Source organism: Paraburkholderia sp. SSBN10T (assembly GCF_056619545.1).
In genome coordinates this window covers 174,243-186,327 of record NZ_JBWQQI010000003.1, presented here as the reverse complement: position 1 = coordinate 186,327, position 12,085 = coordinate 174,243, and the positions used below count along the sequence as shown (strand labels likewise).

Here is a 12,085-nt window from a genome sequence, read left to right as displayed (position 1 = left end):
ATGGCTCACGACGAATCCAACGGGTTGCCGCAACATGTGATCGACCTGCGTGCCTGGATGACCGCATGGTACGAACATGCGGTTTCGGTGGGCTTTATCAGGCCCCCGTTCACGCTCGACGAAGCCATTGCTGACCGGCTCGAGGGGTATTTCAAGGTCGGTCTCACGCCGGTCGAAGGTGCCGACGTGATTTTCGGCGTCACGCATTGAGGCTGCCAGAGTCTCGCGCCGGCAGGGGCGGCTAAGGCCTTCTGTAATCGCGCAGCGTCGCCGCGAGGCGCAGGTCGGGGTAGGTCTCGTCGACGCGGATCATGTCTTTGCGCAGCTCTTCGATGATCCAGTCGCGCAGCGCAGTCACCACGGGGCGCATCGGACGGCTGGCCGGCCACACCAGACAGCAGCGGCGCTCCGTGACGATCAACTCGTGTTCTGCGGGAATCAGCGCGCCGTCGGCCAGCCAGTGCGACAGCACGTTCAACCAGCCCAGCGCAACCCCTTGGCCCAGCAACGCGGCCTGCACCACGATCGCATAGTCGGAAAAGCTCAGCATCGCCGCGGCCCTGCGCCGATGTTCGGCGAACGCGGCGAAGCGTTCGTGCCAGCCGCGCTCGCCGTCGTCCATGTTGATGACAGTGTCGTTGTGCGGGCTGCCGGCGTCCTGCAACAGCTGCTCGTGATAGCGGCGATTGCAGACGGGCAGCAGGATTTCCGGCATCACCAGCACGCTGTGCGCATCGATCTCCTCGTCTTTCCTGAAGCGCATGCCGAGGTCGACATCGACGAGCGGCCCGCCGATGCGGCCTGAAATCAACTGGAAACGCAGATCGACGCCCGGGAACGCCTGATTCAGGCGGTTCATGCGCGGCATGAGCCAGTGCGTGGTAAAGGCCGTCGAAACCGACAAGGTGACGGTTTCGATGCCGGTGGCGCGGGCCTCGATTTCGCGTATCGCGGACTCGATCCCGTTGAAGCCTTCTGAAATCTTCCGATACAGGATCTTGCCGTTTTCGGTCAGCTCGATGCCACCGCGCACGCGCTCGAACAGTTGTACCCCGAGGTGGTCTTCCATGCGCGCGAGCATGCGGCTCACGGCCGGCTGGCTGACATACAGCTCTTCGGCCGCACGCGTGAAGTTGCCGCAGCGTGCCGCCGCCTCGAACACGAACAGGGCGTTGGCGCTGGGGAGTTTGCGGCGGAGATTGGGCATGACGTGATGTTATGCCTGATCCAACAATTTGGGAATTGCTGACGAAATAACAGCCACGTATATTTTTCTTACCGATGGTCCTGTGGACGGGAAACAAGTATGGACGCGAGAGCGAAAGCAGATGTGTCGATCCGCTCGGCAGCGCGGCGCTACGGTCCGGTTGTCGCGCTCGACGACGTGTCCATCGATATCGCGCCCGGCGAGTTCGTGTCCTTGCTCGGACCCTCGGGGTCCGGCAAAACCACGCTGCTGGGCATTCTCGGCGGCTTTGTGCAGCCGAGTTCGGGCTCCGTGTGGGTGGGCGGCCGTGATATTACATTTGCGCCGCCGCACAAACGCGATATCGGCATCGTGTTCCAGAACTACGCGCTGTTTCCGCATATGACGGTCGGCGAGAACGTCGCTTTTCCGCTGCGCGCGCGGCGTCAGCCGAAGGCCGGTTGGGCGAAAAAGGTCTCGGACGCGCTCGCGATGGTCGAGTTGAGCGGCTACGAAGGCCGGCGCATTTCCCAACTCTCCGGCGGCCAGCGGCAGCGGGTCGCGCTCGCGCGTGCGATGGTGTTCGAGCCGCAACTGATCCTGATGGACGAACCGCTCTCGGCCCTCGACAAGCAATTGCGCGAAACCATGCAGATCGAGCTGCGCCGGCTGCATAGAAAGCTGGGCGCGACGATCGTCTATGTGACGCACGATCAGCGTGAGGCGCTGACGATGAGCGACCGCGTCGCGGTGCTGCGCCACGGCCGCCTCGTGCAGATCGATACGCCGGAGCACCTGTACGACCGGCCGTGCGACTCCTTCGTGGCGAGCTTTATCGGCGAAGCGACCTTATTGACCGTGACCCGCGCCGGCGCCGACGCGGTGCAACTTGGCGCGGCCGTGCTGCGCACGGCGCATCCGCTGCCACGCGCCGAAGCGTTACTGCTGGCGGTGCAGACAGAGAAGTTGCGGATTCACGACGGCCGCGACGACTACGGCGCGCAGCTCAACCAGTTGCGCTGCCGCGTCACCGAGGTGCTGTATCAGGGCGAAAGCCTGCGCGTATTCGCCACGCTGCCGGACGGCACGGCGATCAGCTTGCGCCAGCCGGGCAGTTACCACGCTCGTCTGCAGATTCCCGCGCCCGGCATGGAGATGACCGTGGTGCTCGACCCGCAGGACACCATTGTCGTGCCAGCCTGATTCCATATGCCCGCACCGGCGGGTTCTCTCATCCAGGATTCACATCAAACTGCAGAGGAATACGAATGAAAAAACTGACCGATTTCAAAGTGCTGACGTTCGACGTCGTCGGCACGCTGATCAACTTTGAAAAGGGTGTGCTGGAATCGATTCGCCGGCTCGGCGGCGAGGCTGCCCGCACGCTCACGGACGACCAGATCTTCGCGCCGTACATCCGCGGCCGCGCGGCTTATCCGGGGCGCTCCAGCCATGCGATGGCGAGTGTCTATCAATCGCTTGCGGCTGAACTCGGCTTGCCGGCCGATGCGCAGACGGCCGCCGCGTTCCAGCGCGACGTGCTGGACTGGCCGGCTTTCGACGACTCGGCGGCCGCGTTGCGGCGCCTGCGCCGCCATTTCCGGCTGGTCGCGATGACCAACGCCGACCGCGTGGCGCTGTCGGCCTATGCGCACACGCTCGGCGATCCGTTTGACGACAGCGTGACCTGCGACGAAACCGGCGTCGCGAAGCCCAACCCACAGTTTTTCGCCTATAACCGCGGGCGCCAGGCCGCCTTCGGCTACAAGTTCGGCGACATCTTGCATGTCGCGCAGAGCCAGTACCACGACATCGGCGTGGCCCGCGAACTCGGCTATACGGTGTGCTGGATCGAGCGCCGCCAAGGACTGCAAGGGTTCGGCGCCACGCCGGTGCCCGAGCGCGTCACGACGCCCGATTTCAAGTTTCCGACGCTCAAGGCGCTGGCCGACGCGGTCGAAGCCGAGGAGCAAGTCGCCGCATGAAGCCGCCCGCCGCCCGGCAGTCCGTTGCGTCGCTCTGGTCGGCGCTGGGCGGCGCCACGGCGCCGCTCAGTACCGGTGCGCCGCTCGCCCGCGATCTGGTTGCCGAGGTGGCGGTGATCGGCGCCGGTTACTCGGGGCTTTGCGCTGCCCACGCCCTGCAGAAGCGGGGCGTGGATACCATGGTGCTCGATGCGAACCCGGTCGGTTGGGGCGCGAGCGGCCGCAACGGCGGCGTGGTGTCGTCGAAATTCCGCCTGTCGTTTCCCGCCATCGCGCGGCTGCATGGGCTCGATACCGCGCGCACGATGCATCGCCTCGCTCACGAAGGGATGCGCGTGGTCGAGTCGCTGGTCGACGAATTCAAACTCGATGACGCACATTTCCGGCGCACCGGCAGCTTGCGCTGCGCGCATACCGAGCGCGCCTTCGCGACGATCCGTGCTGAAGCGGACTGGGTGCGGCAGACGCTCGGCGACACCTCGATGTCGGTGCAATCGCGCGCCGAGGTAGAACGTGAGACCGGCTCGCGTGCCTTCGTCGGCGGCGTGCTGAGTGCCGACGCCGGCACGATCTGGCCGCTGCGCTACGTGCAGGGTCTTGCCGCGGGGTTGACGGCCCGCAAGGTGCCGATCTACGAATCGAGTCCGGTCGTCGACATGCAGCGCACCGGTTCAGGCGTGCTGTTGCGCACGCCTGGCGGCACGGTGCGGGCGCAGCAGGTGATCGTCGCGACGAACGCGTATTCCGGTCTGACGGCAGCCACCGGGGACTACCAGCGCACGCTGGTGCCGTTTCGCAGCGCGATCATTGCAACCGAACGCCTGCCCGCCGAGCTGGACGAACGCCTGATGGTCGAACAGCGCAGCTACACCGAAACGCGGCGCATGATGAAGTGGTTCCGCAAGGTAGATGGCCGGATGGTGTTCGGCGGACGCGATGCGTTCGGCAAGGAAGGACAGCTCAGCGGCTTCGACGCGCTGCAGCGCGCCATGGTCGCCCTGTTTCCGGAGCTTGCCGGTGTGCAGGTGGAGCACCGCTGGTCCGGTTATGTCGGCATGACCTTCAACCAGTTGCCCCACGTGGGGCGCAGCGACAGCGCGACCACTTTTTGTCTGGGCTATAACGGAGCGGGTGTCGCGATGGCGAGCCTGCTGGGCCAGCAGGCCGCGGCACTCGCCCTCGGTGAGAAGCCGGAGTTGGCGCTGCTCGCAGCGAACGGTCTGCAACCGGTGCCCTTTCATGCGCTGCGCTCGCCGGCGGTGCGGATGGTCGCGGCGTGGTATCAGTTTCTCGATGCGATAGGTGCGTGATGCCAGCTCAACGCGACGCCGCCGCGAGGCGGATTTCTGCAGAAGATGGGTTGATGCCTTCTTTCGCGGCCGATGCGGCCGATGTTGCGGCAGCCGATGCTGCGGTACGGTATCAGCGCCGCGAAGACCGCAAGATGCTGTTGCTGATGGCGCCGGCGCTGATCGTGATCGTCGTGTTGCTGGTAGCGCCGCTCGCGTGGCTTTCCTGGCAATCGATCTACGCCGACGGCTTTACGCTCGAAAATTACCGGCGCATTTTCACCGAGAGCGCCTACTGGGAAACCTTTGCGCTCACTTTCAAACTCAGCTTCGTCGTGACGCTCGTGACGTTGCTGCTCGGCTATCCGGTGGCTTATGCGGCCGCGGCGCTGCCGCCGAAGTTGAGCGCGCTCGTGCTGGGACTCGTGATTCTGCCGTTCTGGACCAGCGTGCTGGTGCGCACCTACGCATGGCTCGTGCTGTTGCAGCGCACGGGGCTCGTCAACAAGGCGCTGTTGTCGATGGGCGTGATCGACCATCCGTTGCAGTTGGCCTACAACCAGTTGGGCACGATTATCGCAATGGTGCATATCCTGCTGCCGTTCATGGTGTTGCCTCTGTACTCAGCGATGCAGAAGATTCCGGAGAACCTTTCGCATGCCGGTGCGAGTCTCGGCGGTTCGCCGCTGCACGTATTTCTGCGCGTGTTCTTGCCGCTTTCGCTGAGCGGCGTGCTGGCGGGCGTCACCCTCGTGTTCATTCTCTGTCTCGGCTTTTACATCACGCCGGAGCTGATGGGCGGCGGCAAATCGGTGATGGTGTCGATGGTCGTGAGCCGTAACGTGGAGCTATACGGCAAGTGGGGGGCGGCGAGCGCCGTCAGCGTGGTGCTGCTTGTCTGCGTGTTCGCGATCTTCTATGCCGCGAGCCGCGTGATACCACTCGAGAAGACGCTGGGGGCCAAATGAAAAGATCCGCATCGGGCAAGATCGTCCTGGGCGCCGTGGTCGGACTGATTCTGCTGTTTCTGATCGTGCCCGTCCTGATCGTCGTGCCGCTGTCGTTTTCCAACACGCGTTTCATGACCTTTCCGCCGCCCGCTTATTCACTGCGCTGGTACGAGGCGTTTGTCGGCAGTCCGATCTGGATGGCGGCGGCCCGCACCACATTGACGGCCTCGCTGTGCGCCGCGGCCATCGCGACGCCGCTCGGCGTCGCCGCCGCCTACGCGATCCAGAACAGCACCCACTGGTGCATGCGCTACGTGCGTCTCGTCCTGATGTTGCCGTTGATGGTGCCGATCATCATCGTCGCGGTCGGGGTGTTCTTCGTGTATGCCCGCACGGGTCTCGTCAATAGCATGACGGGGCTGATTCTCGCCGATACGATGCTCGGCCTTCCGTACGTGCTGATTTCCGTGGGCGCGGATTTGCGGACCTTCGATCAGACTCAGGAGATGGTGGCCCGTAGTCTCGGCATGAACCGCTTGCGCAGTTTTATGACGGTGACGCTGCCGCAAATCAGATCAAGCGTGATTTCCGCAGCGGTATTCGTGTTCATTCAGGCGCTGGATGAGACCGTGGTTGCCCTGTTCGTTTCCGGCGGCGACAACCAGACGCTGACACGGCGGATGTTCGTCGCGCTGCGCGATGAAATCGATCCGACCATTGCGGCCATCAGCACCTTGCTGACTGCGCTGACCTTGTGTCTGGTGGTGCTGCTCGTGATGAGCCGCAGGCCGGCTACGCGGACCTGATCAGGTCCGCGATCCGCTCGGCGATCATGATGGTCGGAATATTCGTGTTGGCGCAGGGGATCGAGGGCATCAGCGATGCATCGCATACGCGCAGGCCAACAACATTTCGCACCGAGCCGCTTGCGTCGGTCACCGCCTGCGGGTCGCCGGGCGCGCCCATCCGGCACGTCCCGGACGGATGCCAGGTGCAGCCCACGGAGCGCGTGACAAAGCGGGTCAGCGCCGCATCGTCGGCGAGCAGGTCGCCGATCGTGACGCCCTGGGTAATCAGCCGCCGGATCAGCCAGCCGCGCAGCGGTCCCGCGATATCGAGCAGTGCGCTGAGCGCGCCGCGCTGCACGGCGTTGACCAGGCCGGGCAGCGCGACTTTCGCCACGCGGGGCGAATAGCTCGATGGAAAAATCGTGCCGCGCATGCCTGCCATCGACGCCTCGGCGAGCGTGGCGGCGCCGAAGCGCAGCGCCAGCTTCAGGCGTTCGAGGTCGCGCGGATCGGACAGCATGCGAAAGTCGATCGCCGGTTCTTCGCGCGGATCGGCCGAGACCAGTTTCAGTTGACCGCGCGAGTACGACTTGTTCACCCAGAAAAACATCGTGCCCAGCCGGTATCCGATCGAATGCCAGCCGGAGCGTGACAGGATCGCGCCATGCATGTCACCTGCCACGGTGTCCGGCGAGCCCGACGAGAAACGCACGATGGCCTGCTCATGGTGTTCTTCGGGATACGGTGTGCGCGCTGCGTACGGCAGCCAGGTGGAAACGGCGATCGACGGATGCTCCATCAGATTGCGGCCGACGCCCGGCACATCGGCGACGAGCGGAATGCCAAGCGCGGCGAGATCGGCGGCTGGGCCGATGCCGCTGCGCAACAGCAGGGCGGGACTATGAATCGCACCCGCGCAAACGATGGTTTCGCTCGCGTACAGATCTTCGGTCGAACCGTCTTCATGCCGCAAGCGCGCACCTGTTGCACGCGAGCCTTCGAAGTGGAGCCGCTCGGCGACGAGCTGCGTGCGAATGATCAGATTGGGCCGCTGGCGGACCGCATCCGTGAGATAGCAGACCGAAGTCGGAATGCGCTCGCCGTTTTCGCTGACCGCGATCGAGCCGAGATAGGTGCCGTCTTGCCACGGGCCGTTCTGATCCGCGTGCCGGCGATGGCCAAGCTGTTCCAGCGCACCCAGCACGGCTCGCACGAACGGCGACACGCGGGGCCATTCGGTGCGCCGGATGCGCACGGGTCCGTGCTGGCCGTGCAGTTCGCCGTCGAAGTCGCAATCGGTTTCGAGCTTGCGAAAATACGGCAGGCAGGCTTGCCAGTTCCAGCCGTGTGCGCCGAGCGCCTCCCACTCGTCGTAATCGGCGGGGGCGCCGCGATTGGCCATCAAGGCGTTGATGGCCGAACCGCCGCCGAGCAGGCGCGCCTGCTCGTAGCGCCGCGCCGGGCTGGCGCCGGAGGGTGCGAAGGGCGTGGCCATCACCGCGGTGAGCCGCCGCCAGATATTGCTGAGGTCGAGGTACGCGCGGCCCGGGTAGCGGCTGCGGATCGCATCCGGCATGCTCGCGTGCGAAATGTCCCTGCCGGCCTCGATGAGGCACACGGTCTTGCCCGGGTCTTCGGAAAGACGCGCGGCGAGCACGCAGCCCGCCGAGCCTCCACCGAGAATCAGATAGTCGATCACGTTGCCCGCTGCCGTTACTGCATGAACTTCAGCCAGCGAGCCCGGGCGGCGATACCCGCATCGGAGGCCCACCATTCTTCGTCGAGCAAGGCCTGTCTGGCTGCGTTAGCGGGCGAACTCGGCAACTCGGCCGCGCGTTGCGGGGCGATCTTGCCGGTCTTGAAGGCGGCCGGATTGCCGGGACCGTAGTCGATATAGAGCGGCAGGTTGGCCTGCAAATCGGGCGAGAACGCCGCGTTGAGGAATTTGACCGCGGCCGGCAGATTCGGCGCGTTCTTCACGATGCACAGTTGCGTGTTCTGCAGCAAGCCGTCGTTGAACGTGAAGTCGACATCGGGGTCGTCTTTGCGCACGGCGCTGGCGCGGCCATTCCAGATCATTTCCATATCGACCTCGCCGTCGTGCAGCAACTGCGCCGACTGGCCACCCGAGGTCCACCAGACGGTAATGTCGGGCTTGATCTGCTGCAGCTTCCTGAAGGCCCGGTCCACGTCGAGCGGGTAGAGCTTGTCGCGCGGCACGCCGTCGGCGAGCAGTGCGGCTTCGAGCGTGCCTTGCGGATCGTTGCGCAGCGCGCGCGTGCCCGGGAAGTCCTTGACGTTCCAGAAGTCGGCCCAGCTCTGCGGGACCTTCTTGAGCGTCTTCTTGTTGTACGCGATCACCGTCGAATAGAACTCATAGGCAGCCGAATAGGGCGTGCGGTATTTCTCCGGCATGGATGCGGCGTTCGGGATCTTCGAGAAGTCGAGTTTCTCGATCAGGCCTTCCTTGCCGCCGCGCAGGCAGTTCGAGGTGGGCGTGTCCACCACGTCCCAGATCGGCTTGCCGGCGGAGGCTTGCGCCTTGATGGCCGGGTACGCGTCGGGAATGCTGTCCTGATTGACGGTGATGTCGAGCAGCTTCGCCGCCGGATCGAGGATGGCCTTGGTTTGCGCTTCCTGGTAGACACCGCCTTGCGAGACGAAGGTGATCTGGCCGCTCGCGGCCAGCGCAGGAGTGCTCAGGAGTGTAATGGCGAACGACAGAACGGTGACGCGACCCGGCTTCATCATTTTCACGACGGCTATCCTCTGGGTTGGATGGTTCTTTAGCAGAGCCCGTGTGCGCATGTCATGCAACTCAAGCGTGCAGGCTGCTATCTGCGAAGCGTATCGGCGCGTGATGAACAGGGTGCCGGGAACGTCGTGGTCAAAATGTAGAGGACCATTTTCCCGCTCGCAATTCCTGAATTGTTAGAGCGGGCATAACGCTACGTCATGGCTGGGTGAGCGCTGAGGCGTGTGGGTGTGCGTGCTGCATGGCGCATCGCGACGGCACGCGGTGCGATCGTGACGGCGAGTCGCGTCGTCCTGACTAGCCCGCAAAACCGGGCCATGCAGGAGTTGACTGGCCTGACCGGCGCCGTCGAAACTGTATCTGTCGGCGCGCAGCCCGCACCGGCAGAATAACGGCCGGCCGACCATCCCGTTCAACCTGATCCAGCGGACAGACAGCAATGACCCGACTTCGCATTACCTCCTGCGGCCACGAATTTATCGCCGAAACCCACCCGGATGCACCGCAGACGGTGGCCGCCTTCCTGAAGCTGCTGCCGTATCGCCAGAAGCTGATCCACGTGCGCTGGAGCGGCGAAGGCTGCTGGGTGCCGCTCGGCGACTTCAAGCTGGAAAACGACGGCACGGCTGTGGGCTTCGAAAACCATACGAGCCATCCGTCGGTTGGGGACATTCTGTTCTATCCCGGCGGCTACAGCGAAACCGAGATCATCCTCGCCTATGGCTCGTGCTGTTTCGCCAGCAAGATGGGGCAACTGGCGGGCAATCACTTCCTGAGCGTTGTCGAAGGCAAGGAGCACCTGCGCGCCCTCGGCACCAAGGTGCTGTGGGAAGGCGCGCAAGACGTGCTGTTCCAACAGATCTGATCAGCGCCGCCCTGCGAGTGTGCGATACACCGCCGGCGCAAGATCGCAGTCGGCCGTAGCACGCCTCGCAATGACGCTATCCGGCATTGACGAGGCGGCGCCTGGCTAACCGTATGAGGTATGGAGCGGGGCGTGGCATCGCTTAAGCCACCGCGCGGCCGGTTTTCATGCGCGCGGCGACCAGCAGCGAAATCAGGCAGCCGACACCCAGGTACGCCGCCACCGGATGCCACGAGCCTCCCGCGAGGCTCACCAGCGCCACGGCGATGAACGGCGTGAAACCGCCACCCACCACGCTCGCCACCTGGTAGCCGACCCCTGCGCCGCTATAGCGGTACTCGGTGCCGAACAGTTCGGTGAACATCGGCTGCTGCACGCTCACTATCATGTCGTGTGCCACGTTCGCGAGCATCACCGCGAAGATCACGATCCACACCGTCGCCCGCGCTTCGAGTGCGAGGAAGAACGGCAACGCGCTCAACATGCCGGTCAGCGCTCCCACCATATACACGCGGCGCCGGCCGAAGCGGTCGGCAAGCCATGCGAAGCAGGGGATCGTCACGCAACTCAGCGCACCCACCAGCAGGCCGATGTTCAGGAAGAACGTGCGCGGCATGCCGAGGTTCGCGGTCGAGTAGTTCAGTGCGAAGGCGGTCACGATATACATCGTGAACAGTTCCGCAAGACGCAGCGCGATGATCAACAGAAACGCCTTCGGATGCTTGAGCAACGCTTCGACGATCGGCAAGCGCGGCCGCACAGCGCCTTTTTCAACCACCCTCTCGACGAACTCCTGCGACTCTTCCATGTTCGAGCGGATCCACAGCGCAATCAGCACCAGTACCACGCTGAACAGGAACGGCAGGCGCCAGCCCCAGGCGAGGAAGGTGGCGTTGTCCATCGAGTGGCTGATGATCGACACGAGGCCGGTGGCGAGCACGAGGCCGACGCCATAGCCGACCTGCACGCCGCTGCTGTAGAACGCCTTCTTTTTCTCCGGCGCGCTTTCGACGGCCATCAGCGCTGCGCCGCCCCATTCGCCGCCGACCGCGAAACCCTGAATGGCGCGCAGCGTCACCAGCAGCACCGGCGCCCACCAGCCAATGCTGAGAAACGACGGCAGCAGGCCGATCGCGGCAGTGGAGAGGCCCATCATCATGACGGTCAGCACCAGCATGCGCTTGCGGCCGAGGCGGTCGCCGTAGTGGCCGAAGATGAAGCCGCCGAGCGGCCGGAACAGGAAGCCCACGCCAAAGGTTGCGAAGGCCGCCAGCGTGCCCATCGCCGCGCCGACTTGCGGAAAGAACTGGGTGTTGAACACAAGCGCGGCGACGATGCCGTAGAGCAGGAAGTCGTACCAGTCGACCACCGCGCCCACAAAGCTGCCGAGCGCCGCCCGGCGGGCGCGGTTTGCATTGCTGGCGGCGTCGCGTGGGGCCGCTGTCGATACTGCCGTGGTCATGAGATGTCTCCTGAATGTCTGGACCGCAGTCGAGGTTCGTGCGACGGCCGGTGTCTGTTGGCCGGTTACCGCGCGCTGTCCGCTGCAAGATTCCCCGAAGAATAATGAGGCTGCGAGTCTTCTACAATCCGCGTTTGGGGTCAACTGCGCGATTGGCGAACGGCTGTGCGCGCATAGCGCGCGTTTTGCGCGTTAACACCAAGGCGTAGCGAAGCGTTGGCTGCGCCTGTCTGTTGCCAGCGAGAAGGGGCGGATTCCGTGCCTACCGGAGTTAGCGCATGCTTGCGCGGTAAGGTCCGTGCTATTTGTCCCGCCTATGCGCCTCAATTCGTCCGCGCAGCACTCTGCCCGGGCTTGCCGCGTTGAACCCGGCCAACCGGCGCGTGGCATAATTCGCGGGCTTTCATTTTCCCGCCCCCGTCGTATGCTGCGTCGCCAGCTCCGGAAGATCGGCAGTATCCTCGGATTGCTCGCGATCCTGATGGCGACGCTCGCGCCCACGGTATCGCAAGCGCTAAGCTCGCATGAGCGGCTCGACGTCGCGCTTGCCGAGCGCTGTTCGGCGGCGCAGGACGTTACGGATGTCGACCGAAGCGCGCCGCATCCACTCGTATTCCATTGGCAGGCTTGCGGCTATTGCGGCCTGCTCGCCCATTTCCCCATCGTGCCTCCGGCCGAGGTCGCGTTCGTTTCGCGGGCGGTCTTCGCGCATGCCGTCACCGTGCATGCGAGCGTCGGCACGCGATCGATTTTCCCCACTACTTCGGCGCAGCCTCGCGCGCCGCCTGTCGTTCTCTGATTTTTC

At 64.4% G+C, this 12,085-nt stretch carries 12 protein-coding genes; 8 read left to right on the top strand and 4 right to left on the bottom strand.

Annotation, left to right across the window (positions count from 1 at the left end):
• Nucleotides 1–210: a hypothetical protein gene (locus AC1ECK_RS05715; protein WP_480316786.1), complete on the top strand. Its 210-nt coding sequence runs from the start codon at nucleotides 1–3 to the stop codon at nucleotides 208–210.
• A gap of 31 nt (nucleotides 211–241) precedes the next feature.
• Here AC1ECK_RS05715 and AC1ECK_RS05710 read toward each other — a convergent pair whose 3' ends face one another.
• A complete protein-coding gene (locus AC1ECK_RS05710) occupies nucleotides 242–1,207 on the bottom strand; it encodes a LysR family transcriptional regulator (RefSeq protein ID WP_480316784.1) in 966 nt (321 codons plus the stop codon).
• A 99-nt stretch (nucleotides 1,208–1,306) separates the two neighbouring features.
• On the opposite strand from AC1ECK_RS05710, the gene AC1ECK_RS05705 reads away from it, so the two are divergent.
• The 5 genes from AC1ECK_RS05705 (at nucleotide 1,307) to AC1ECK_RS05685 (ending at nucleotide 6,216) form a co-directional block, all read left to right on the top strand.
• Complete coding sequence (locus tag AC1ECK_RS05705; protein WP_480316782.1) at nucleotides 1,307–2,389, top strand: ABC transporter ATP-binding protein; 1,083 nt, start codon at nucleotides 1,307–1,309, stop codon at nucleotides 2,387–2,389.
• 65 nt (nucleotides 2,390–2,454) lie between these two features.
• The gene (locus AC1ECK_RS05700; RefSeq protein WP_480316780.1) at nucleotides 2,455–3,171 is read left to right on the top strand and encodes an HAD-IA family hydrolase; all 717 of its coding nucleotides are present in this window, start codon (nucleotides 2,455–2,457) and stop codon (nucleotides 3,169–3,171) included.
• A complete protein-coding gene (locus AC1ECK_RS05695; protein ID WP_480316778.1) occupies nucleotides 3,168–4,481 on the top strand; it encodes an NAD(P)/FAD-dependent oxidoreductase in 1,314 nt (437 codons plus the stop codon). The genes AC1ECK_RS05700 and AC1ECK_RS05695 overlap by 4 nt, the downstream gene beginning before the upstream one ends.
• Before the next feature lie 53 nt (nucleotides 4,482–4,534).
• Nucleotides 4,535–5,428 (top strand): ABC transporter permease, encoded by an 894-nt coding sequence (locus tag AC1ECK_RS05690; protein WP_480316776.1) that lies wholly within the window; start codon nucleotides 4,535–4,537, stop codon nucleotides 5,426–5,428.
• The gene (locus AC1ECK_RS05685; protein ID WP_480316774.1) at nucleotides 5,425–6,216 is read left to right on the top strand and encodes an ABC transporter permease; all 792 of its coding nucleotides are present in this window, start codon (nucleotides 5,425–5,427) and stop codon (nucleotides 6,214–6,216) included. The genes AC1ECK_RS05690 and AC1ECK_RS05685 overlap by 4 nt, the downstream gene beginning before the upstream one ends.
• On the opposite strand, the gene AC1ECK_RS05680 is transcribed toward AC1ECK_RS05685, so the two are convergent.
• Nucleotides 6,203–7,897 (bottom strand): GMC family oxidoreductase, encoded by a 1,695-nt coding sequence (locus tag AC1ECK_RS05680; RefSeq protein ID WP_480317335.1) that lies wholly within the window; start codon nucleotides 7,895–7,897, stop codon nucleotides 6,203–6,205. The two genes, AC1ECK_RS05685 and AC1ECK_RS05680, sit on opposite strands and share 14 nt — an antisense overlap.
• Before the next feature lie 14 nt (nucleotides 7,898–7,911).
• Nucleotides 7,912–8,949 carry an ABC transporter substrate-binding protein gene (locus AC1ECK_RS05675; RefSeq protein WP_480317333.1) on the bottom strand — a complete coding sequence of 346 codons (1,038 nt, stop codon included), beginning with the start codon at nucleotides 8,947–8,949 and terminating at the stop codon, nucleotides 7,912–7,914.
• 443 nt (nucleotides 8,950–9,392) lie between these two features.
• Here AC1ECK_RS05675 and AC1ECK_RS05670 point away from each other — a divergent pair, with 443 nt between their 5' ends.
• The gene (locus AC1ECK_RS05670; protein WP_480316772.1) at nucleotides 9,393–9,818 is read left to right on the top strand and encodes a DUF3830 family protein; all 426 of its coding nucleotides are present in this window, start codon (nucleotides 9,393–9,395) and stop codon (nucleotides 9,816–9,818) included.
• Nucleotides 9,819–9,960: 142 nt separating this feature from the next.
• On the opposite strand, the gene shiA is transcribed toward AC1ECK_RS05670, so the two are convergent.
• Nucleotides 9,961–11,280 carry a shikimate transporter gene (shiA, locus tag AC1ECK_RS05665; protein ID WP_480316770.1) on the bottom strand — a complete coding sequence of 440 codons (1,320 nt, stop codon included), beginning with the start codon at nucleotides 11,278–11,280 and terminating at the stop codon, nucleotides 9,961–9,963.
• A 424-nt stretch (nucleotides 11,281–11,704) separates the two neighbouring features.
• On the opposite strand from shiA, the gene AC1ECK_RS05660 reads away from it, so the two are divergent.
• Entirely contained in the window at nucleotides 11,705–12,079 is a 375-nt protein-coding gene (locus AC1ECK_RS05660; protein WP_480316768.1) for a DUF2946 domain-containing protein, read from the top strand.
• Nucleotides 12,080–12,085: the final 6 nt, after the last annotated feature.

Excerpts from the sequence above, each read along its gene's own strand:
- AC1ECK_RS05705 (WP_480316782.1), top strand. The coding sequence starts at position 1,307 with ATGGACGCGAGAGCGAAAGCAGATGTGTCGATCCGCTCGGCAGCGCGG.
- AC1ECK_RS05710 (WP_480316784.1), bottom strand. The coding sequence starts at position 1,207 with ATGCCCAATCTCCGCCGCAAACTCCCCAGCGCCAACGCCCTGTTCGTG.
- AC1ECK_RS05700 (WP_480316780.1), top strand. The coding sequence starts at position 2,455 with ATGAAAAAACTGACCGATTTCAAAGTGCTGACGTTCGACGTCGTCGGC.
- AC1ECK_RS05660 (WP_480316768.1), top strand. The coding sequence starts at position 11,705 with ATGCTGCGTCGCCAGCTCCGGAAGATCGGCAGTATCCTCGGATTGCTC.
- AC1ECK_RS05675 (WP_480317333.1), bottom strand. The coding sequence starts at position 8,949 with ATGATGAAGCCGGGTCGCGTCACCGTTCTGTCGTTCGCCATTACACTC.
- AC1ECK_RS05685 (WP_480316774.1), top strand. The coding sequence starts at position 5,425 with ATGAAAAGATCCGCATCGGGCAAGATCGTCCTGGGCGCCGTGGTCGGA.
- AC1ECK_RS05715 (WP_480316786.1), top strand. The coding sequence starts at position 1 with ATGGCTCACGACGAATCCAACGGGTTGCCGCAACATGTGATCGACCTG.
- AC1ECK_RS05695 (WP_480316778.1), top strand. The coding sequence starts at position 3,168 with ATGAAGCCGCCCGCCGCCCGGCAGTCCGTTGCGTCGCTCTGGTCGGCG.
- AC1ECK_RS05670 (WP_480316772.1), top strand. The coding sequence starts at position 9,393 with ATGACCCGACTTCGCATTACCTCCTGCGGCCACGAATTTATCGCCGAA.
- AC1ECK_RS05690 (WP_480316776.1), top strand. The coding sequence starts at position 4,535 with ATGCCTTCTTTCGCGGCCGATGCGGCCGATGTTGCGGCAGCCGATGCT.
- shiA (WP_480316770.1), bottom strand. The coding sequence starts at position 11,280 with ATGACCACGGCAGTATCGACAGCGGCCCCACGCGACGCCGCCAGCAAT.